This window comes from Kitasatospora sp. NPDC086009 (genome assembly GCF_044540385.1).
In the GTDB taxonomy this organism is placed as follows: Bacteria; Actinomycetota; Actinomycetes; order Streptomycetales; family Streptomycetaceae; genus Kitasatospora.
In genome coordinates, this window is record NZ_JBITSA010000011.1 from 121,478 (window position 1) to 145,725 (window position 24,248).

General features: G+C 75.0%; 2 protein-coding genes. Both read left to right on the top strand.

The window, feature by feature from the left end; translation table 11 throughout:
- Positions 1-216: 216 nt before the first annotated feature.
- Positions 217-14,559: a type I polyketide synthase gene (locus ACIF6L_RS24845; protein ID WP_396492578.1), complete on the top strand. Its 14,343-nt coding sequence runs from the start codon at positions 217-219 to the stop codon at positions 14,557-14,559.
- Between the two features lie 39 nt (positions 14,560-14,598).
- Positions 14,599-24,213 carry a type I polyketide synthase gene (locus ACIF6L_RS24850; RefSeq protein ID WP_396492580.1) on the top strand — a complete coding sequence of 3,205 codons (9,615 nt, stop codon included), beginning with the start codon at positions 14,599-14,601 and terminating at the stop codon, positions 24,211-24,213.
- The last annotated feature ends 35 nt before the right edge of the window (positions 24,214-24,248 follow it).

Genomic DNA, 24,248 nt, shown 5'->3' on the forward strand with positions numbered 1-24,248 from the left:
AGTGCTGGATTCCTCGATTCCCGGGCGTGGTTCAAGTGTTCAACTGCCACGTTGCGCCGCCCAGCAGGGGCTGGATACGTTCCTGTCGATGGTGGGCTCGATCATTTGCAGGTATTGAGAACTCTCGATTTTGCCTAATTTCCGCGGTAATCCCGCACCGCGGCTGTGCAGATCAGAACTGGCATATCCTCGGCAAGCAGGGATGGCGGAATTCACATGGCGAACGAAGAAAAGCTCCGCGATTATCTCAAGCTCGTGACGGCTAATCTGCGCCAGGTCCGCCGTCGCCTGGCTGAGGTCGAGGAGCGGAACCAGGAGCCGATCGCGATCGTCGGCATGGGCTGCCGCTTCCCCGGCGGGGTGCAGGGCCCCGAGGAGCTGTGGAGGCTCCTGGCCGAGGGGACCGACGCGATCGGCCCGTTCCCGCAGGACCGCGGGTGGGACCTGGAGAACCTCTACGACCCCGACCCGGACCACCCGGGCACCTCGTACGCGCGCCACGGCGGGTTCATGTACGACGCCACCGAGTTCGACGCGGGCTTCTTCGGCATCTCGCCGCGCGAGGCGGTCGCGATGGACCCGCAGCAGCGCCTGCTGCTGGAGGTGTCCTGGGAGGCGCTCGAACAGGCGGGCATCGACGCCGCCTCGCTGCGCGGCAGCCGGACCGGCGTGTTCGCCGGCGCCTACACCCAGGGCTACGGCACGGACCCGGCGGTGCAGACCGGCGGCTCGGAGGGCCACCTCCTCACCGGCATCGCGACCAGCGTCACCTCGGGGCGTGTGGCGTTCACCCTCGGCCTGGAGGGCCCGGCCGTCACGGTCGACACCGCCTGCTCCTCGTCGCTGGTCTCGCTGCACCTGGCCGCCCAGTCGCTGCGCTCCGGTGAGTGCTCGCTGGCGCTGGTCGGCGGCGCGACGGTGATCTCCAGCCCGTCCGTCTTCGTGGGCTTCTCCCGCCAGCGCGGGACGTCGGTGGACGGGCGCTGCAAGTCCTTCGCCGAGTCGGCGGACGGCTCCGGCTGGGCCGAGGGCGTCGGCGTGCTCGTCGTGGAGCGGCTGTCGGACGCCCGGCGCAACGGGCACAAGGTGCTGGCCGTGATGCGTGGTTCGGCGGCCAACCAGGACGGTGCGTCGAACGGTCTGACCGCGCCGAACGGTCCGGCGCAGCAGCGGGTGATCCGGGCCGCACTGGCGAACGCCGGGGTCCGCGCCGACGAGGTCGACGTGGTGGAGGCGCACGGTTCGGCGACCACGCTGGGCGACCCGATCGAGGCCGAGGCGCTGATCGCCACCTACGGTCAGGAGCGGACCGAGGGCCGGCCGTTGTGGCTGGGTTCGGTGAAGTCGAACATCGGGCACACCCAGGCGGCCGCCGGTGTGGCCGGTGTGATCAAGATGGTGCTGGCCCTCCAGCACGAGCAGCTGCCCGCGACGCTGCACGCGGACGTGCCGACGCCGCACGTGGAGTGGGCGGCCGGGGAGGTCCGGCTGCTCAACGAGGCGGCGGCCTGGCCGACCGGCGAGCACGTGCGCCGGGCCGGCGTGTCGTCGTTCGGGATGAGCGGCACCAACGTCCACATCATCCTGGAGGAGGCCCCGACCGCGGACGGTGAGTCCACGGGGACGGACGAGCCCTCCGGTGAGGACGCGGACGAGGCGGACGCCCTGGACGAGCCGGTCGGTGAGGCCGGGGTGGTGGCGGTGCTGGAGCCGGCCGGGCCGGTGGCGTGGCCGGTGTCGGCGCAGTCGTCGGAGGCGTTGGCGGGTCAGGCGGATCGGTTGCGGGAGTGGGTGTCGGCGCGGCCGTCGGTGGATCCGGTGGGTGTGGCGTGGTCGTTGGCGGCGACGCGGTCGGTGTTCGAGCACCGGGCGGTGGTGGTCGGTGGCGGTCGTGAGGAGCTGGTGTCCGGGCTGGGCGGCCTGGTGGCCGGGTCGGGTGCGGCCGGGGTGGTGTCGGGGGTTGCCCGTTCGGGTGGTCGGACGGCGTTCGTGTTCGCGGGTCAGGGTGCGCAGTGGGTTGGCATGGGCCGTGAGCTGGCTTTGTGCAGTCCGGTGTTCGCGGCGCGTCTGGCGGAGTGTGAGGTGGCGCTGGCGCCGTATGTGCCGTGGTCGTTGAGTGAGGTTCTGGCGGGTGCCGAGGGTGCGCCTGGTCTGGACGCGGCTGATGTGGTGCAGCCGGTGCTGTGGGCGGTGATGGTGTCGCTGGCGGCGGTGTGGGAGGCCGCGGGCGTCACGCCGGACGCGGTGGTGGGTCATTCGCAGGGTGAGATCGCGGCGGCGACGGTCGCGGGGATGCTCAGCCTGGAGGACGGCGCGCGTGTGGTGGCGGTGCGGGCTCGGGCGCTGACGAGTTTGTCGGTGCTGGGTTCGATGGTGTCGGTGGTGATGCCGTCGCAGGCGGTGCGGGAGATCGTCGAGGGTTGGGGCGAGCGCCTGTCGGTGGCGGCGGTGAATGGCCCGGCTGCGGTGGTGGTGTCGGGTGAGCCGGAGGCACTGTCGGAGTTCGAGCGTGAGTTGGCTTCGCGCAAGGTGCTGCGGTGGCGGATTCCGGCGACGGACTTCGTGGCGCATTCGCCGGCGGTGGAGCCGCTTGAGGCGGTGCTGGCGGCGGAGTTGGCCGGGATCGTGCCGCGGGCGGGTCGTGTTCCGATGATCTCGACGGTGACGGGCGAGTGGTTGTCCGGTACGGAGGTGGACGCGGGCTACTGGTTCGCGAACCTGCGGCGGATGGTTCGTTTCGAGGAGGCCGTCCGTACGCTGCTGGGTGGCGGTTACGGCTCGTTCGTCGAGGTCTCCACACACCCGGTCCTCACCGCCGCGGTGGCGGAGACGGCCGAGGACGCCGGTGTCGCCGATGTCCTGACGGTGGGCTCGCTGGAGCGTGACAACGCGGGGGCCACCCGACTGCTCACGGCGTTCGCGCAGGCCTATGTCGGTGGTCTCGCGGTGGACTGGAAGGTTGTGCTGCCCGCCGCCGAGGTGGTGGAGCTGCCGACCTACGCCTTCCAGCGCCAGCGGTACTGGCTCCAGGCCCCGGCCCGGACCGTCACCGTCGGCGGGGACGGCTCCGGCACGGCGGCGGAAGCGGAGTTCTGGGCCGCCGTCGAGGGCGGCGACCTGGCCCGGCTCGCGGACACCCTGGCGATCGAGGACCAGCAGCGCCTCGCCGAGGTGCTGCCCGCACTGGCGTCCTGGCGCCGCCGGGAGCAGGACCGCTCGGTCACGGAGGCCTGGCGCTACCGGGTGACCTGGGCCCCGGTGACGGAGCAGTCCGCCGGTGCGCCCGCCGGTCGCTGGCTGGTCGTCACCCCGAGCGGCACCGCCGACGAGGCCTTGGCCCGGCAGTGCACGGCGGCCCTGACCGCCCGCGGCGCCGAGGCGGTGTCCCTCGACGTCCCGGCCGGGACGGTCGACCGTGCGGACCTCGCCGCACTGCTCGCCGAGGCGTTGGCGGACGGCGGGGAGCTGTCCGGCGTGCTGTCACTGCTGGCGACCGACGAGACCCCCCTGCCGGCCCACCCGGCGGTGTCCACCGGCCTCGGCACGACGCTCGCGCTCGTCCAGGCCCTCGGCGACGCCGGGGTGGCCGCGCCGCTCTGGGTCGCCACCCGCGGCGCCGTCGCGGCCACGCCGGGCGAGGTGCCGGCCGGTCCGGCGCAGGCCCAGGTCTGGGGCCTCGGCCGGGTCGTCGCACTTGAACACCCCGACCGCTGGGGCGGGCTGATCGACCTGCCCGAGGTGCTGGACGACCGGGCGGGCACCCAGCTGGCCGCCGTGCTGGCCGGCTGCGGCGAGGACCAGGTCGCCATCCGGCAGACCGGTGTGCTGGGCCGTCGCCTGACCCGCGCGCCGCAGCCCAAGGCGGGCCGGGACTGGACGCCGGGCGGCACCGCCCTGGTCACCGGCGGCACCGACGCCATCGGTGGGCACGTCGCCCGCTGGCTGGCCGACCGCGGTGCGTCCCGGTTGGTGCTGAGCAGCGCCGCGGGTCCCGCCGCTCCCGGTGTCGCCGCGCTGGCGGCCGAACTGGCCGCCCGGGGCTCCCGGGTGGACGTGCTGGCCTGCGACGCGGCCGACCGGTCCGAGCTGGCCGGCCTGCTCGACCGGATCGCCACGACCGGCCCCGCGCTGTCCTCCGTCCTGCACCTCGCGGAGGCCATCGACAACCAGCCGGTCGAGAACCTCGGCCTCGCGGACCTCGCCGCCGTGCTCGCGGTCAAGGCGGAGGCCGCGCGGTGGCTGGACGAGCTGACCGCCGACCTGGACCTCGACGCCTTCGTCCTGTTCTCCTCGGTCGCCGCCGTCTGGGGCGGTGGCCAGCAGCCCGGCTTCTCCGCCGCCAACGCCTCCCTGGACGCCCTGGCGGAGCGCCGGCTGGCCCGGGGCCTGGCCGCCACCTCGGTGGCCTGGGGCCCGTGGAGCGTCGGCGCGATGGGCTCCGGGGACGACGCGGCCCAGCTGGAGCGGCGCGGGCTGCGGCTGCTGGGCCCCGACCCGGCCACCCGCGCGCTGTCCCGGATCCTGGACGGCGGCGAGGCACTGACGACGGTCGTCGACGTGGACTGGGCGCGGTTCGCCCCGCCGTTCACGCTGCGCCGGCGCAGCCCGCTGATCGAGCACCTGCCCGAGGTCGCCGGGGCGCTGGCCGGCGACGGGCCCGACCCGGCCGTCGACCGGGAGGCCGGCACGCCCCTGCGCCGGCAGCTGGCCGACCTGCCGGCCGCCGAGCAGGACCGCACGCTGGTCACCCTGGTCCGGGCCGAGGCCGCCGCGGTGCTGGAGTACTCCTCGCCGGAGGCCATCGGCAGCGGCCGGGCCTTCAGCGAGCTGGGCTTCGACTCGCTGACCGCCGTCGAGCTCCGCAACCGGCTGGGCGCCGCCACCGGCCTCAAGCTGCCCGCCACGCTGCTCTTCGACTACCCGAGCCCGGTGGTGCTGGCCGGCTACCTGCGGACGGAGCTGCTGGGCGACCGGACCGCGAACGCCGGTGCGGTCGCCGTCACCGGCCGGGCGGCGGCGGACGACGACCCGGTGGTCATCGTCGGCATGGGCTGCCGCTTCCCCGGCGGGGTGCGAAGCCCGGAGGAGCTCTGGGAGATCCTCGACTCGGGCACGGACGCGATCGGTGCCTTCCCGCAGGACCGCGGCTGGGACCTGGACGGCCTCTACGACCCGGACCCGGAGAACCCCGGCACGGCGTACGTGCGTCAGGGCGGATTCGTCTACAACGCGGCCGAGTTCGACGCCGGCTTCTTCGGCATCAGCCCCCGCGAGGCGCTGGCCATGGACCCGCAGCAGCGGCTCCTGCTGGAGACCTCCTGGGAGGCCCTGGAGCGGGCCGGCATCTCCCAGGCGGCGCTGCGCGGCAGCCGCACCGGCGTGTTCGCGGGTGCGAGCTACGCGGGGTACGGCCTGGTCGGGCCGGACGCCTCGGAGGGCCTGGAGGCGCACCTGCTGACGGGCACCACGACCAGCGTGCTCTCCGGCCGGGTGGCCTACACCTTCGGCCTGGAGGGCCCCGCGGTCACCGTCGACACGGCCTGCTCGTCGGCCCTGGTCGCGGTCAACCTGGCCAGTCAGGCGCTGCGTTCGGGCGAGTGCTCGCTGGCGCTCGCCGGTGGCGCGTTCATCGCCTCCACGCCGGACCTCTTCGTCTGGGTGAGCAAGCAGCGGGGGCTGTCCCCCGACGGCCGGTCGAAGTCGTTCTCGGCCGGGGCGGACGGCATGGGCATCGCCGAGGGCGCGGGCATGGTGGTGCTGGAGCGGCTCTCCGACGCCCGCCGCAACGGGCACCCGGTGCTGGCCGTGGTGCGCGGCTCCGCGGTGAACCAGGACGGCGCGTCGAACGGTCTGACCGCGCCGAACGGCCCCTCGCAGCAGCGGGTGATCCGCGCGGCCCTGGCCGACGCCGGGCTGACCACCGCCGACGTGGACGTGGTCGAGGCGCACGGGTCCGGCACGGTGCTCGGCGACCCGATCGAGGCCCAGGCGGTGATCGCCACCTACGGCCAGGACCGGCCGGAGGGCCGGCCGATGTGGCTGGGGTCGGTGAAGTCCAACATCGGTCACACCCAGGGCGCGGCCGGTGTCAGCGGTCTGATCAAGATGGTGCTGGCGCTGCAGCACAGGAACCTGCCGGCCACGCTGCACGCGGACGAGCCCTCGCCGTACGTGGACTGGTCGGCCGGGGACGTCCGGCTGCTCACGGAGTCGCGGCCGTGGGAGACGGACGGACGGCCGCGCCGGGCCGGGGTGTCCTCCTTCGGGGTCAGCGGCACCAACGCCCACCTGATCCTGGAGGAGGCCCCCGAGCCGGCGGCCGTCGAGGCGCCCGCCGGGGACGACCCGGCCCCGGCCCTCTTCGACGCCCCCGGCGCCGGCGCCTGGGTGGTGTCCGGGCGGACGGCGGACGGTCTGCGCAGGCAGGCGGCCCGGCTGGGCGAGTACCTGGCGGCCCGGCCCGGGCTCGACCCGGCGGACGTGGCCTGGTCGCTGGCGGCGACCCGCTCGGTGTACGAGTACCGGGCCGTGGTGACCGGCACCGACCGCGCCGAGCTGGCCGAGGGCCTGGCCGCGGTGGCCGCCGGGGAGCGCGCCCCCGGGGTGGTCGCCGGCACGACCGCGGCCACCGAGGCGAGCGAGGCGGTCTTCGTCTTCCCCGGGCAGGGCGCCCAGTGGGAGGGCATGGGCCGGGAGCTGCTGGCGGTCTCGCCGGTGTTCGCGGCCCGGCTCGCCGAGTGCGAGCGGGCCCTGGCCCCGCACGTCGACTGGTCGTTGACCGAGGTGCTGGCCGGTGCGGACGGCGCGCCCGCGCTGGACCGCGCCGATGTCGTCCAACCGGCCCTGTGGGCGGTGATGGTGTCGCTGGCCGCCGTCTGGGAGGCCGCGGGCGTCACCCCGGGTGCGGTGGTCGGCCACTCGCAGGGCGAGATCGCGGCCGCGACGGTGGCCGGGATCCTGACGCTCGAGGACGCGGCCGAGGTGGTGACGGTCCGCAGCCGGGCGCTGTCCGGGCTCGGCACCGGCGGCGGGATGCTGTCGGTCGTCATGCCCGTCGCGGCGGTGCGCGAGGTACTGGCCCCGTGGGGCGACCGGCTGGCGGTCGCCGCGGTGAACGGGCCCGCCGCCACCGTGGTCTCCGGCGAGACCGAGGCGCTGGCGGAGTTCGGCGCCGAGCTGGCGGCCCGGCGGGTGATGCGCTGGCCGATCCCGGTGACCGACTTCGTGGCGCACTCCGCCGGGGTCGAGGAACTGGAAGGTGTGCTGACCGAGCGGCTGGCGGGGATCCGGCCGGGGGCCGGGCGGGTCCCGCTGTTCTCCACGGTCGAGTGCCGCTGGATGAACGGCCCGGAGCTGGACGCCGGCTACTGGTTCGCCAACGTCCGCCGCACGGTCCGCTTCGACGAGGCGGTCCGGGAGCTGGCCGCGGCCGGGAACCGGACCTTCGTCGAGGTCTCCCCGCAGCCGGTGCTGACCACCGGGATCGCCGACACGATCGAGGACCTGGGCACGGCCGGCGTCCCGGTGATCACCGGGACGCTGGACCGCGAGAACAGCGGCCCGCGCCGACTGCTCGCGGCATTCGCCCAGGTGCACGTCGGCGGCACGCCCGTCGACTGGCGCAGGGTCCTGCCCGCCGGGCGGCGCACCGACCTGCCCACCTACGCCTTCCAGCACCAGCGGTACTGGCTCACCGGCTCCCGCGCGGCCGCGCCGGTCGCGGCCGGCGGGGACGGCACGTCGTCGGAGGCCGAGGCCCGGTTCTGGGCCGCCGTCGAGGGCGGCGACCTCCAGCAGCTCGCCGACACGCTCGCCGTGGACGGACAGCGCTCCTTCGGCGAGGTGCTCCCGTCGCTGGCGTCCTGGCGGCGCCGCGAACGGGACCGGGACGTCACCGGCGCCTGGCGCTACCGGGTCGCCTGGGCCCCCGTCACCGACCCGGCCCCGGCCAAGCCGGCCGGCACCTGGCTGGTGGCCGTCCCGGCGCACCGCACCGGCCGCACCGCGGACCTCGTCGAGGCGTGCGTCCGCGCGCTGGCCGCGCGGGGTGCCCGGGTCGAGGTCGTCGAGGTCGAGACCGGGACGGCACGGCGCGAGCCGCTGGCCGCCGACCTCGCCCGGGCACTGTGCGACGCCACCGACGAGGCCGCGCCGCGCGTGACCGGCGTGGTGTCGCTGCTCGGCCTGGACGAGACACCGCTCGCGGAGCGGCCCGTGGTGCCGGCCGGCCTGGCAGCCGGCCTGGCCCTGCTGCAGGCAATGGCCGACGCCGCGATCACCGCCCCGCTGTGGACGCTCACCTCCGGGGCGGTCGCCACCGGCCCGGGCGACCCGCTGACCAACCCCGTGCAGGCGCAGGTCTGGGGCCTCGGCCGGGTCGTCTTCCTGGAACAGCCGGACCGCTGGGGCGGTCTGATCGACCTGCCCGCCGTGCTCGACGACCGGGCGGCGAGCCGCCTGTGCACCGTCCTCGCCGGCTGCGGTGAGGACGAGGTGGCGATCCGCCCCGCCGGGATCCTCGGCCGCCGCCTGACCCGGGCCCCGCAGCCCGCGCCCGGCCCGGACTGGACGCCGCGCGGCACCGTGCTGATCACCGGCGGGACCGGAGCGGTCGGCGGGCACGTGGCCCGCTGGCTGGCCGGCCGCGCCGAGCGGATCGTGCTGGCCAGCCGCTCCGGAGCCGCCGCCCGGGGCGCCGTGGCCCTGGCCGCGGGTCTGGCGGCCGCCGGGACGGACGTCGAGATCAGCTGCTGCGACAGCGCGGAGCGCGCCGACCTCGCCGGGGTGATCGACCGGATCGCCGCGGGCGGCCCGCCGCTGACCGCCGTCCTGCACACCGCCGGTGTGCTCGACGACGGCGTCCTCGACGGCCTCGACAACGACCGGCTGGCCAGTGCCCTCGCGCCCAAGGCCGCCGGCGCCGTCCACCTCGACGAGCTCACCGCGGACCTCGACCTCGACGCGTTCGTGCTGTTCTCCTCGGCCGCCGCCACCTTCGGCGGCGCGGGCCAGGCCAACTACTCGGCCGCCAACGCCTTCCTGGACGCGCTGGCGGAGCACCGGCGCTCCCGCGGCCTGCCCGCCCGCTCGGTGGCCTGGGGCCCCTGGGCCGGCGAGGGCGTGTCCGGCGGCAGCGAGGCGGCCCGGCAGCGGCTGCGCCGCAACCGCTGGGAGGTCCTGATGGACCCCGAGCTCGCGGTCAAGGCGCTGGGCGGCGTGCTGGCCGGCCCGGACACCGTGCTGACCGTCATGGACCTGGACTGGCCCGCCTTCGCGGCCGCGCCCGGCCAGGCCCAGATCCTGGACGTGCCGTTCCTGCGCGCTCTGCCGGACGCCCAGCGGCTGAAGGCGGCGCAGCGCACCGAGAGCGCCGGCGGACCGCAGGCCGAGGGCGAGCTGGCCCGGAGCCTGAGCGGCCTGTCGCGGGCCGAGCAGGACCGGATCCTGGTGGACACGATCCGCGACGAGGCGGCCGCCGTGCTCGGGCACGCGAGCTCCGACGACGTCGAGGCCGGGCGCGCCTTCAGCGAGCTGGGCTTCGACTCGCTGACCTCGGTCGAGCTGCGCAACCGGATCGCCACCGCGACCGGGCTGCGGCTGCCGACGACGCTGATGTTCGACTACCCCACCCCGACGGTGCTCGCCGAGCACCTGCGGACGGAGCTGCTCGGCGCCCTGGCCGGGCACGCGTCGGCGCGGGCCGTGCCGACGGCCGCCGTCTCCGACGACGAGCCGGTCGCCATCGTGGCGATGAGCTGCCGGTTCCCGGGCGGGCTCGACACCCCGGAGCAGCTCTGGGACCTGCTGGCGGTCGGCGGCGAGGGCATCTCCGGCCTCCCGCAGGACCGCGGCTGGGACGCGGAGGCGCTCTTCGACCCCGATCCGTCGCACGCCGGGACCAGCTACGCGCGGGAGGGCGGCTTCCTGCACCAGGCGAGCCGGTTCGACGCGGGCTTCTTCGGGATCAGCCCGCGCGAGGCGCTGGCGATGGACCCGCAGCAGCGGCTGATGCTCGAACTGTCCTGGGAGGCCCTGGAGTCCGCCGGACTCGACCCGGCCTCGCTGAGCGGCTCGCGCACCGGTGTGTTCATCGGCGGCTACTCGTCGAACTACGCGCTGGCCAGCATGCAGCTCGGCGGCCAGGACGGCGCCGCGCAGGTCGAGGGCCACCTGGTGACCGGCAACGCGACCAGCATCATCTCCGGCCGGGTCTCCTACGTCCTGGGCCTGGAGGGCCCGGCGCTCACGGTGGACACGGCCTGCTCGTCCTCGCTGGTGGCGCTGCACACGGCCGCCCGGTCGGTGCGGTCGGGCGAGTGCTCGCTGGCGCTGGTCGGCGGGGTCGCCGTGATGGCGACGCCGTGGGAGATGGTGGGCTTCGCCCGGCAGCGCGGACTGGCGGCGGACGGCCGCTCCAAGGCGTTCTCGGCCGCGGCCGACGGCATGGGCATGGGCGAGGGCGCCGGCATGGTGGTGCTGGAGCGGCTGTCCGACGCCCGCCGCAACGGGCACCGGGTGCTCGCGGTGGTGCGCGGTTCGGCGATCAACCAGGACGGCGCCTCCAACGGTCTGACGGCACCGAACGGTCCCTCGCAGCAGCGGGTGATCCGGGCGGCCCTGGCCAGTGGCGGGCTGACCGCCGCCGACGTGGACGTGGTGGAGGCGCACGGCACGGGCACCCCGCTCGGGGACCCGATCGAGGCGCAGGCCCTGCTGGCCACCTACGGCCAGGAACGCGCCGGGGAGCAGCCGCTGTGGCTGGGGTCGGTGAAGTCCAACATCGGGCACACCCAGGCCGCCGCCGGTATGGCCGGGGTGATCAAGATGGTGCTGGCGCTCCAGCACGAGGAGCTGCCGAGGACCCTGCACGTGGACGAGCCCTCGCCGCACGTGGACTGGTCGGCGGGCGAGGTGCGGCTGCTGGCCGAGCCGGTGCCGTGGCCCGCCGGGGACCGCCCGCGCCGGGCCGGTGTGTCGGCCTTCGGGATCAGCGGTACCAACGCGCACGTCATCGTCGAGGAGGCGCCGGCGGCCGTCGAGGCGGAGGAGGCGCCCGAGGACCTCGACGCGCCACCGGTGGTGTCGGGCGCCGGTGCGTGGCTGGTCTCGGGCCGGACGGCCGAGGGGCTGACGGCCCAGGCGGAGCGGCTGCACGACTGGGTGGCGGCGCGGCCGTCGGTGGACCTGGCGGATGTCGCGTGGTCGCTGGCGGCGACGCGGTCGGCGTTCGAGCACCGGGCGGTCGTGCTGGGTACCGGGCCGGCCGAACTGCTGGGTGGCCTGCGGAGCCTGGCCGCCGGGGCGTCTTCGGCCGCGGTGGTGTCGGGTGTGGCGCGGCCGGGTGCCCGGGTGGGTCTGGTCTTCGCCGGTCAGGGTTCGCAGTGGGTCGGCATGGGCCGGGGCCTCTACGAGGGCAGCGCGGTCTTCGCCGAGGTCTTCGACCGGGTGTGCGGGCTGCTGGAGCTGGAGTTGGGCGTCTCGGTCCGGGACGTGGTCCTGGGCGCCGAGGGTGTGGACGAGGCGCTGGCGCAGCAGACGCTGTACGCGCAGGCCGGGCTGTTCGCCTTCGAGGTCGCCGTCGCGGCGGTCCTGGAGGCCGCCGGTCTGACGCCGGACGCGGTGGTCGGTCATTCGGTGGGCGAGGTCGCGGCCGCTTACGTGGCCGGGGTGCTGTCGCTGCCGGACGCGGTGCGGCTGGTGGCGGCACGGGCGCGGTTGATGCAGGCGCTGCCGGCGGGCGGGGCGATGGCTGCGGTGAACGCGCCGGAGGCGGAGGTGCTGGCCGAGCTGGTGCCCGGAGTGGTGATCGCTTCGGTGAACGGCCCGGAGTCCGTGGTGGTTTCGGGTGAGGCCGAGGCCGTCGATCAGGTGGTGGAGCTGTGGCGTGAGCGGGGTCGCCGGGTGCGGCGGCTGCGGGTCTCGCACGCCTTCCACTCGCCGGCGATGGATCCGGTGCTCGACGAACTCACCGCCGTCGCGGCCGGGTTGGAGTACCACCGGCCGAACCTGACGTGGGCGGGCGCGCTTTCGGGTGAGCTGGTCACCGAGCCCGAGGCGGGCTACTGGCCGGCGCAGACCCGCCAGGCGGTGCGCTTCGCGGACGCGGTGGCGACGCTGGCCCGCCAGGGTGTCTCGGTGTTCGTCGAGGTCGGCCCCGACGGGTCGCTCTCCTCGCTGGGCCCGGACATCGTGGCCGGTAGCGGGAGCGAGGGGGCGGTCTTCGTCCCGCTCCAGCGGCGGACCGACGAGAGCGTCACGAGCCTGCTGACGGGGTTGGCTCGCGCGTACGTCAACGGTGCTGCGGTGGAGTGGAGGTCGGTGCTGCCGGCCGGTACGCCGGTCGAACTGCCCACCTACGCGTTCCGCCACCAGCGGTACTGGCCCAAGGGCGTGCAGACCCCGCCGAACGCCGGCGGGGACGGTACCGGCACGGCCGCCGAGGCGCAGTTCTGGTCCGCCGTCGACGGCGGGGACCTGGGCCGGCTCGCGGACACCCTGGCGATCGAGGACCAGCGGCAGCTCGCCGAGGTACTGCCCGCCCTGGCCTCCTGGCGCCGCCGGGCGCAGGACCGCTCGGTGACCGCGAACTGGCGGTACCGGGTCGGCTGGGCGCCGGTGGCCGACCCCGACCCGGCGGAGCTGGCCGGGCACTGGCTGCTGGTGGTCACGCCCGACCAGGCCGAGGAGGAGCTGACGCGGGACTGTGCGCGGGCGCTCGCCGCCCGGGGCGCGGAGGTGGTCACCATGGTGACCACGGAGACCACCGACCAGCAGCGGATGGCCGAGCGGATCGCCGCGACCCTGCCCGAGGCCGGAGTCGCCGGCGTCGTGTCCCTGCTCGCCCTGGACGAGACGCCGCTGCCCGGTCACCCGGTGCTGGCGAACGGCCTCGCCGGGACCCAGACCCTGATCCAGGCCCTCATCCTCCAGGGCGTCCACGCCCCGATGTGGGCGCTCACCCGCGGTGCGGTCGGTGCCACGCCGGACGAGGCGCCGACCAGCCCGGTGCAGGCCCAGAGCTGGGGCCTCGGCCGGGTCGCCACCCTGGAACACCCGGACCACGGCGGCGGGTTGATCGACCTCCCGGCCGAGTTCGACGAGCAGGCCGCGGCGCGGCTCTGCGCGGTGCTCGCCGAGTGCGGCGAGGACCAGGTCGCGATCCGGCCGGCCGGGATCTTCGGGCGCCGGCTCACCCGGGCCCCGCGACCCCGCGACGGCGCGGCGCAGTTCGTGCCGCGCGGCACCGTCCTGATCACCGGCGGGACCGGCGCGATCGGCGGCCACGTCGGGCGCTGGCTGGCCGGCCGGGGCGCCAAGCGGCTCGTCCTGACCAGCCGGTCCGGCGCCGGAGCGGCGGGGACGGCCGCGCTGGCCGCCGAGTTGGCGACGATCGGTGCCCAGGTCGACGTCTTCACCTGCGACGCGGCCGAGGACGCCGCGCTGGCCGGGGTGATCGCCAGGATCGGTGCGGGCGGCCCGCCGCTGACCGCGGTCATGCACGCCGCCGGTCTGGCGCAGGCGACCGCGCTGGACGACGTCTCGGTGGAGGAACTGGCGACGGTCCTGGCCGCCAAGGCCGCGGGCGCCGCCAGCCTCGACCGGCTGACGGCCGGTCTGGAGCTGGACGCGTTCGTCCTGTTCTCCTCCATCGCCGCCACCTGGGGCAGTGGTCTCCAGGCCGGCTACGCCGCCGCCAACTCCTACCTGGACGCGCTGGCGGAGAACCGGCTGGCCCGGGGCCTGGCCGCCACCTCGGTGGCCTGGGGCCCGTGGGGCGGCGGCGGAATGACCGACGCGGAGGGCGCGGCCCAGATGACCCGCCGCGGTCTGCGCCTGATCGACCCCGACCAGGCGATCCGGGCGCTGGCCCAGGTGCTCGACGGCCGCGACCCGATGATGACCGTCGTGGACGTGGACTGGGCGCGCTTCGCGCCGCCGTTCACGCTGCGCCGGCCCAGCCCGCTGATCGAGAGCCTGCCCGAGGTCGTCGAGGTGCTGGCCGGGAAGGGCGGCGACACCGGTCCGGCCGAGTCGCCGGCCGGGAACGCGCTGGCACGGCAGCTGGCGGAACTGCCCCGGGTGGAACAGGACCGCTTGCTGACCGATCTGGTCCGGACCGAGGCCGCCGCCGTCCTGGGACACCCGAGCATCGAGTCCGTCGAGGCCGACCGGGCCTTCAACGACCTCGGAGCCGACTCGCTGACCGCCGTCGAACTGCGCGACCGGCTGGGCGCGGCCACCGGCCTGCGCCTGCCCAGCACCCTGCTGTTCGACTACCCCACCTCGGCCGCGCTCGCCGACCACCTGCGGGCCGGTCTGACCGAGGAGACCAGTCCCGCCCAGCCCGTGCTGGCCGAACTGGACAAGCTGGAGGGCATGCTCGCCGCTTTCGCCGGCGACGACGAATCCACGCTGATCACGAACCGCCTCGAAGTCGTCCTTTCCAAGTGGAAGGAGGCTCGGGCACAGACCGCCGAGACCGGAGTTGCGGAGAAGCTCGAATCGTCAACCGACGACGAAGTCTTCGATTTCATCGGCAAAGAACTCGGAATCCACTGACTCGGCCAACGCCGCGACTTCTTCGACGAGGTGACGTAAGTGAGCGAAGAGAAGCTCCGCTACTTCCTCAAGCGGGTGACCGCTAATCTGCACGAGACCCGGCAACGTTTGCAGGAACTGGAAACGGCCGGTGGTGAGCCCATCGCCATCGTCGGCATGAGCTGCCGCTTCCCCGGCGGGGTACGCGACCCCGAAGCCCTGTGGGAACTGCTGGACGCCCAGCGGGAATCGGTGGCCGGACTGCCCCAGGACCGGGGGTGGGCCTTCGGCGACGCCGACGACCCCGGATCCGGCGCCGCGGAGGTGCAGGCGGGCAACTTCGTCTACGACGCCACCCAGTTCGACGCCGGGTTCTTCGGGATCAGCCCGCGCGAGGCGCTGTCGATGGACCCGCAGCAGCGGCTGCTGCTCGAAGTGGCCTGGGAGGCGCTGGAACGGGCCGGGATCGACCCCGCGTCGCTGCGCGGTTCGGCGACCGGCGTGTTCGCGGGCGCCTCCGCCTCCGGCTACGGCTGGATCACGGGCAAGCAGGGCGAGCTCGACGGCCACGTGATGACCGGCAACGCCACCAGCATCCTGTCCGGCCGGGTGTCCTACACGCTGGGCCTGGAGGGCCCGGCGGTGACGATCGACACCGCGTGCTCGTCGTCGCTGGTCTCGCTGCACCTGGCCGCGCAGGCGCTGCGCTCCGGCGAGTGCTCGATGGCCCTGGTCGGCGGCGCGTTCGTGGCGGCCACCCCGGTGCTGTTCACCGACTTCAGCCGCTCGCTGGGACTGTCTCCCGACGGGCGCTGCAAGACCTTCGGGGCCGGGGCGGACGGCATGGGCGTCGCCGAGGGCGCCGGCGTCGTGGTGGTGGAGAAGCTCTCCGACGCGCGCCGCAACGGGCACCGGGTGCTCGCGGTGGTACGCGGTTCGGCGATCAACCAGGACGGTGCGTCCAACGGTCTGACCGCTCCCAACGGCCCTTCGCAGCAGCGGGTGATCCGCGCGGCGCTGGCCAGCGCCAAGCTGTCGACGGCCGACGTCGACGTGGTGGAGGCGCACGGTACGGGCACCCCGCTTGGGGACCCGATCGAGGCCCAGGCGCTGCTGGCGACGTACGGCCAGAACCGGCCGGAGGAGCGGCCGCTGTGGCTGGGGTCGGTGAAGTCCAACATCGGGCACACCCAGCAGGCCGCCGGAATGGCCGGGATCATCAAGATGGTGCTGGCGCTCCAGCACGAGCGGCTGCCGGCGACGCTCCACGTGGCGGAGCCGACCCCGGAGGTCGACTGGTCGGCCGGTGAGGTGGAGCTGCTGGCCGAGCCCGTCCCGTGGCCGGCCGGGGAGCGGGTGCGCCGGGCCGGTGTGTCGGCCTTCGGGATGAGCGGCACCAACGTCCACATCATCCTGGAGGAGGCCCCGACCGGGGACGCCGAGACGGTGGAGACGCCGACCGGGGACGCCGACGAGGCGGACGCCCTGGACGAGCCGGCCGCGGAGGTGGCTCCGGCTCCGGTCGCTCCGGCCCTGCTGGAGCTCGACGGGTCCACCGCGTGGGTGGTGTCGGGTCGGTCGGCGCAGGGGCTGACGGCTCAGGCGGGCCGGTTGCGGGAGTGGGTGTCGGCGCGGCCGTCGCTCGAACCGGTGGATGTGGCGTGGTCGTTGGCGGCGACGCGGTCGGTGTTCGAGCACCGGGCGGTGGTGGTCGGTGGCGGTCGTGAGGAGTTGGTGTCGGGGCTGGGTGGCCTGGTGTCCGGGTCGGGTGCGGCCGGGGTGGTGTCGGGGGTTGCCCGTTCGGGTGGTCGGACGGCGTTCGTGTTCGCGGGTCAGGGTGCGCAGTGGGTTGGCATGGGCCGTGAACTGGTCTTGTGCAGTCCGGTGTTCGCGGCGCGTCTCGCGGAGTGTGAGGCGGCGCTGGCGCCGTATGTGGACTGGTCGTTGAGTGAGGTTCTGGCGGGTGCCGAGGGTGCGCCCGGTCTGGACGCGGCTGATGTGGTGCAGCCGGTGCTGTGGGCGGTGATGGTGTCGCTGGCGGCGGTGTGGGAGGCCGCCGGTGTTTCGCCGGACGCGGTGGTGGGTCATTCGCAGGGTGAGATCGCGGCGGCGACGGTCGCGGGGATGCTGTCCCTGGAGGATGGTGCGCGTGTGGTGGCGGTGCGGGCTCGGGCGCTGACGAGTTTGTCGGTGCAGGGTTCGATGGTGTCGGTGGTGATGCCGTCGCAGGCGGTGCGGGAGATCGTCGAGGGTTGGGGCGAGCGCCTGTCGGTGGCGGCGGTGAATGGCCCGGCTGCGGTGGTGGTGTCGGGTGAGCCGGAGGCGTTGTCGGAGTTCGAGCGTGAGTTGGCTTCGCGCAAGGTGTTGCGGTGGCGGATTCCGGCGACGGACTTCGTGGCGCATTCGCCGGCGGTGGAGCCGTTGGAGGCGGTGCTGGCGGCGGAGTTGGCCGGGATCGTGCCGCGGGCGGGTCGTGTTCCGATGATCTCGACGGTGACGGGCGAGTGGTTGTCCGGTACGGAGGTGGACGCCGCCTACTGGTTCGCGAACCTGCGGCGGATGGTCCGCTTCGAGGAGGCGGTCCGTACGCTGCTGGGTGGCGGTTACGGCTCGTTCGTCGAGGTCTCGACGCACCCGGTCCTCACCGCCGCGGTGGCGGAGACGGCCGAGGACGCCGGTGTCGCCGACGTTCTGACGGTGGGCTCGCTGGAGCGCGACAACGCGGGTGCCACCCGACTGCTCACGGCGTTCGCGCAGGCCTACGTCGGCGGCCTGTCGGTCGACTGGAAGACGGTGCTGCCCGCCGCCGAGGTGGTGGAGCTGCCGACCTACGCCTTCCAGAAGCAGCGGTACTGGCTGGAGCCCTCGGCCGCGACCGTCGTCCCGGTCGGTGGCGACGGTGCGAGTACGGCCGTCGAGGCCCGGTTCTGGGCCGCCGTCGAGGGCGGCGACCTGGCGCACCTCGCCGAGGAGCTGGAGCTGGACGACCGCCGCTCGCTCGGCGAGGTCCTGGAGGCGCTGACCTCGTGGCGCCGCCGCGAGCTCGACCGGTCGGCGACGGAGAACTGGCGCTACCGCGTCACCTGGGCGCCGGTCGCCGACCCCGCTCCGACCGCGCTCACCGGCCGCTGGCTGGTGCTCGCCGACCGGGCCGACGACGAGCTGACGCAGGACTGCGTCCGGGCCCTGACCGCTCGTGGCGCCGATGTCACGGTCGCCGAGGTACCGGCCGGTGTCACGGACCGGCAGGACGTGGCCGCCGTCATCGGCGGGGCCCTGCCGGGCGGCGAGGTGCCGGCCGGAGTGGTGTCGCTGCTGGCCCTGGACGAGACACCGGTGCCCGAGTACCCGGCGGTCACCCGGGGTTTCGCCGCCACGCTGGCCGTGGTGCAGGCGCTGGGCGACGCGGGCGTCGGCGCACCGCTGTGGGTGCTCACCCGCGGCGCCGTCGCGGCGACGCCGGAGGAGGCGCTGACGAACCCGCTGCAGACCCAGATCTGGGGCTTCGGCCGGGTCGTCGGACTGGAACACCCCGACCGCTGGGGCGGGTTGATCGACCTTCCGGCCGGATTCGACGAGCAGGCCGCAGGACGGCTGGCCGCCGTGCTGGCCGGGTGCGGCGAGGACCAGGTCGCGATCCGTCCGGCCGCGGTCTTCGGCCGCCGGCTCGGCCGGGCCGACCGGCCCCGCGCCCACGCCGAGCAGTGGACGCCGACCGGGACCGTCCTGGTCACCGGAGGCACCGGCGCGATCGGTGGACACGTGGCCGGCTGGCTGGCCGACCGCGGTGCGCAGCGGCTCGTGCTGACCAGCAGGTCCGGGGCCGGCGCCGCCGGTCTGGCCGCGAAGGTCGCCGGCCTGGCGGCCCGGGGCAGCCACGTGGACGTCGTCGCCTGCGACGTGGCCGACCGGTCCGACCTGGCCGGGCTGCTCGACCGGATCGCCGCGACCGGCCCCGCGCTGTCCGCGGTGATGCACGCCGCCGGTGTCGTCCAGCACACCACCGTGCACGAGACCGACCTGGCCGAGACGGCCGCCGTGCTGGCCGCCAAGGCCTCGGGGGCCGTCCACCTGGACGAGCTGACCAGGGGCCTGGACCTGGACGCCTTCGTGCTCTTCTCCTCGATCGCGGCGACCTGGGGCAGTGGTCTCCAGCCCGCCTACGCCGCGGCCAACACCTTCCTGGACGGCCTGGCCGAGCACCGCCGGTCCCAGGGCCTGACCGCCACCTCGGTGGCGTGGGGTTCGTGGGGCGGCGGCGGGATGACCGACGAGGCGGGTGCCGCCCAGGGCAGCCGCCGCGGGCTGATCGTCATGGACAAGGACCACGCCGTCCAGGCGCTGGCCCAGGTCCTGGACGGCGGCGAGTCCCAGCTGACGGTCGCAGACATCGACTGGGCGCGGTTCGCCCCGCCGTTCACGCTGCGCCGGCCCAGCCCGCTGATCGAGAACCTGCCCGAGGTCCGGCAGGCCCTGGCCGGTGACCTGCCGGAGGCCGGCGGGGCCGACCCGGCCGCGGGCTCGGACGCGAGCGCGTCCTGGCGGCGGCAGCTGGCCGGCCTGTCGCGCATCGAGCAGAACCGGCTGCTGGTCAACCTGGTGCAGACCCAGGCGGCCTCCGTGCTGGACTACCCGTCGCCCGAGGCCGTCGAGGCCACCCGGGCCTTCAGCGACCTGGGCTTCGACTCGCTGACCTCGGTGGAGCTGCGCAACCGGCTCGGCGCCGCGACCGGTCTGCAGCTGCCCGCCACGCTGATGTTCGACGCGCCCACCCCCACGGCCGCCGCCGAGTTCCTGCTGGTGCAGCTGGCCGGCGTCCCCGACGGCGCGCAGAGTGCTCCGGTGGTGGCGGCGGCGAGTGACGAGCCGCTGGCGATCGTCGGCATGGCGTGCCGCTACCCGGGCGGGGTGACCGGCCCGGAGGCGCTGTGGGACTTGGTGACCGCCCGGACCGACGCCATCTCCGTACTGCCGGAGGACCGGGGCTGGGTCATCGAGGACACCGCCGACGCGGCCGACGGCGGGCCCGTCCGGGCGGGCGGCTTCGTCTACGACGCGACCGGCTTCGACGCGGGGTTCTTCGGGATCAGCCCGCGCGAGGCCGTGTCGATGGACCCGCAGCAGCGGCTGCTGCTCGAAGTGGCCTGGGAGGCGCTGGAGCGGGCCGGACTGGACCCGGCGTCGCTGCGCGGTTCGGCGACCGGCGTGTTCGCGGGCGCCTCCGCCTCCGGCTACGGCTGGAGCTCCGGGCTGGAGGGCGAGCTGGACGGGCACCTCGTCACGGGGATCTCGACCAGCGTGGTCTCCGGCCGGGTGTCGTACGTGCTGGGCCTGGAGGGTCCGGCCGTGACGGTCGACACCGCGTGCTCCTCGTCGCTGGTGGCGCTGCACCTGGCCGCGCAGGCGGTGCGCTCCGGGGAGTGCACGCTGGCCCTGGCGGGCGGCGTCATGGTGGCGGCCAACCCGCTGCTGTTCGACCAGTTCAGCCGGCAGATGGGGCTGGCGCCGGACGGCCGGTGCAAGCCGTTCTCGGCGGAGGCCGACGGCATGGGCCTGGGCGAGGGCGCGGGCATGGTGGTCGTGGAGCGGCTGTCGGACGCGCAGCGCAACGGGCACCGGGTGCTCGCGGTGATCCGCGGCAGCGCGACCAACCAGGACGGTGCGTCCAACGGTCTGACCGCGCCGAACGGTCCCTCGCAGCAGCGGGTGATCCGCGCGGCGCTGGCGAACGCCGGGGTCCGCGCCGACGAGGTCGACGTGGTGGAGGCGCACGGCACGGGGACCCCGCTGGGCGACCCGATCGAGGCGCAGGCACTGCTGGCCACCTACGGCCAGGAGCGGGGCGGCCGGGGGCCGTTGCGGCTGGGTTCGGTGAAGTCGAACATCGGGCACACCCAGGCCGCGGCCGGTGTGGCCGGGGTGATCAAGATGGTGCTGGCCCTCCAGCACCGGGAGCTGCCGGCGACGCTGCACGCCGCCGAGCGCTCGCCGCACATCGACTGGTCGGCCGGTGAGGTGGAGCTGCTGACCGAGGCGGTGCCGTGGTCGGCCGAGAGCCGGGTGCGTCGTGCCGGTGTGTCGTCGTTCGGGATGAGCGGTACCAACGCGCACGTCATCCTGGAGGAGGCCCCGGCTCCGGTCGCCACCGAGGCGGCTCCGGCTCCGGTCGTTCCCGCGGTGGTCGTGCCCGGCGGTGCTGCCGCGTGGGTGGTGTCGGGTCGGTCGGCGCAGGGGCTGGCGGCTCAGGCGGGCCGGTTGCGGGAGTGGGTGTCGGCGCGGCCGTCGCTCGAACCGGTGGATGTGGCGTGGTCGTTGGCGGCGACGCGGTCGGTGTTCGAGCACCGGGCGGTGGTGGTCGGTGGCGGTCGTGAGGAGCTGGTGTCGGGGCTGGGTGGCCTGGTGTCCGGGTCGGGTGCGGCCGGGGTGGTGTCGGGGGTTGCCCGTTCGGGTGGTCGGACGGCGTTCGTGTTCGCGGGTCAGGGTGCGCAGTGGGTTGGCATGGGCCGTGAGCTGGCTTTGTGCAGTCCGGTGTTCGCGGCGCGTCTGGCGGAGTGTGAGGCGGCGCTGGCGCCGTATGTGCCGTGGTCGTTGAGTGAGGTTCTGGCGGGTGCCGAGGGTGCGCCCGGTCTGGACGCGGCTGATGTGGTGCAGCCGGTGCTGTGGGCGGTGATGGTGTCGCTGGCGGCGGTGTGGGAGGCCGCGGGCGTGACGCCCGATGCGGTGGTCGGTCACTCCCAGGGCGAGATCGCCGCGGCGACGGTCGCGGGGATGCTGTCCCTGGAGGACGGCGCGCGGGTGGTGGCGGTGCGGGCTCGGGCGCTGACGAGTTTGTCGGTGCAGGGTTCGATGGTGTCGGTGGTGATGCCGTCGCAGGCGGTGCGGGAGATCGTCGAGGGCTGGGGCGAACGCCTTTCAGTGGCGGCCGTCAACGGCCCCGCTGCGGTGGTCGTGTCGGGTGAGCCGGAGGCACTGTCGGAGTTCGAGCGTGAGTTGGCTTCGCGCAAGGTGCTGCGGTGGCGGATCCCGGCGACGGACTTCGTGGCGCACTCGCCGGCGGTCGAGCCCCTGGAGGCGTTGCTGGCGGCGGAGTTGGCCGGGATCGTGCCGCGGGCGGGCCGTGTCCCGATGATCTCGACGGTGACGGGCGAGTGGTTGTCCGGTACCGAGGTGGACGCCGCCTACTGGTTCGCGAACCTGCGGCGGATGGTCCGTTTCGAGGAGGCCGTCCGTACGCTGCTGGGCGGCGGCTACGGCTCGTTCGTCGAGGTCTCCACGCACCCGGTGCTGACGGCGGCGGTGGCGGAGACGGCCGAGGACGCCGGTGTCGCCGACGTCCTGACGGTGGGCTCGCTGGAGCGCGACAACGCGGGCGCCACCCGCCTCCTCACGGCGTTCGCGCAGGCCTACGTCGGCGGCCTGTCGGTCGACTGGAAGACGGTGCTGCCCGCCGCCGAGGCGCTGGAGCTGCCGACCTACGCCTTCCAGCACCAGCACTACTGGCTCCAGGCCGCTGCGACGGGGTCCCCGCTGGGCGGCGACGGTGCGAGCACGGCGGCGGAAGCGCAGTTCTGGGCCGCCGTCGAGGGCGGCGACCTGGCCCGGCTCGCGGACACCCTGGCGATCGAGGACCAGCAGCAGCTCAGCACCGTGCTGCCCGCCCTGGCGACCTGGCGCCGCCGGGAGCAGGACCGCTCGGTCACGGAGAACTGGCGCTACCGCGTCACCTGGGCGCCGGTCGCCGACCCCGCTCCCGCCCGGCTGTCCGGGTCGTGGCTGGTGGTGCTCCCCGCCGGGGAGACCGACGGCGGGGTGGCCCGGGGCTGCACGGCGGCGCTGACCGCCCGCGGCGCCGAGCCCGTCGTCCTGGAGGTCACGGCCGAGACCGACCGGAAGCAGCTGGCCGAGCGGATCCGCGCGGTGCGGCCGGAGTCCGGCTTCGCCGGGGTGCTGTCGCTGCTGGGCCTGGACGAGACGCCGGTGCCGGAGCACCCGGTGGTGCCCCGGGGCCTCGCCGCGACGCTGAGCCTGGTGCAGGCGCTGGGCTCCGCCGAGGTGGACGCGCCGCTCTGGGTGGTCACGTCCGGCGCGGTGGCCGGTGGGCCGGGCACCGGACCGGCGAGCCCGGTGCAGACGCAGGTGTGGGGTCTGGGGCGGGTCGTCGCCCTGGAGCACCCGGACCGCTGGGGCGGGTCGATCGACCTCCCCGGGACGGTCGACGAGCAGGCCGCGGGACGGCTGGCCGCGGTGCTGGCCGGCTGCGGCGAGGACCAGGTCGCGATCCGTCCGGCCGGGATCCTGGCCCGGCGGCTGACCCGCGCCCCGCACCCCCGCCCGGCGGAGCGGCCGTGGACGCCCACCGGGACCGTCCTGGTCACCGGAGGCACCGGCGCGATCGGCGGGCACGTGGCCCGCTGGCTGGCCGGTCGGGGCGCGCGGCGGCTCGTGCTGACCAGCAGGTCCGGCGCCGGCGCCGCCGGTGTCGCCGCACAGGCGGCCGAACTGGCCGCCCGGGGCAGCCGGGTGGACGTCGTCGCGTGCGACGTGAGCGACCGGTCCGGGCTGGCCGGGCTGCTCGACCGGATCGCCGCGACCGGCCCCGCGCTGTCCGCGGTGATGCACACCGCGGGCCTCGGACAGGCCACCACGGTCGAGGACACCGACCTGGCCGAGACGGCCGCCGTACTGGCCGCCAAGGCCGGGGGTGCCGTGCACCTGGACGAGCTGACCAGGGGCCTGGACCTGGACGCGTTCGTGCTCTTCTCGTCGATCTCGGCGACCTGGGGCAGCAGCGTCCAGCCCGCCTACGCCGCAGCCAACACCTTCCTGGACGGTCTGGCCGAGCACCGCCGGGCGCAGGGTCTGCCCGCCATCTCGGTGGCCTGGGGGCCGTGGGGCGGCGGCGGGATGACCGACGCCGACACCGGCGCCTGGATGGCCCGGGGCGGCCTGATGGTCATGGACCAGGACCACGCCGTCCAGGCGCTGGCCCAGATCCTGGACGGCCGCGAGGGCTCCGTCACGATCGCCGACGTGGACTGGGCGCGGTTCGCCCCGCCGTTCACCCTGCGCCGGCGCAGCCCGCTGATCGAGGGGCTGCCCGAGGTCGTCGCGGCGCTGGCCGGGGCGGGGGCCGGTGCGGCCGCCGACCCGGACGCGGGCGCGTCCCTGCGGGAGCAACTGGCGGGCCTGACCCGGGCCGAGCAGAACCGGACGCTGGTCAAGCTGGTCCAGGCGCAGGCGGCCGCGGTGCTCGACTACGCGTCCCCCGAGGCCGTCGAGGCCACCCGGGCCTTCAGCGACCTGGGCTTCGACTCGCTGACCTCGGTGGAGCTGCGCAACCGGCTCGGCGCCGCCACCGGCCTGCAGCTGCCGGCCACGCTGCTGTTCGACTGCCCCACCCCGGCGGTGCTGGCCGAGTACCTCTGGAACGAGGAGTTCCGGGACGGGTCCGGTCCGGTGTCCCTGGTGGAGGAGGTCGACCGGCTCGGGTCGGTGCTGACCGGGGCGGCGCCGGACGAGAAGACGCACCAATTGATCACCGATCGCCTGCAGGAGCTCCTTTCCCAGTGGATGGAGGCCGGTGCTCCCACGGAAACCCAGGCGGTCGCGGAGAAGATCGGGTCCGCGACGGACGACGAGATATTCGAGTTCATCCACAAGGAACTCGGCAGGTAAGTGGTTGTCCGTGTGCGCGGATGGCAGGCATGCGT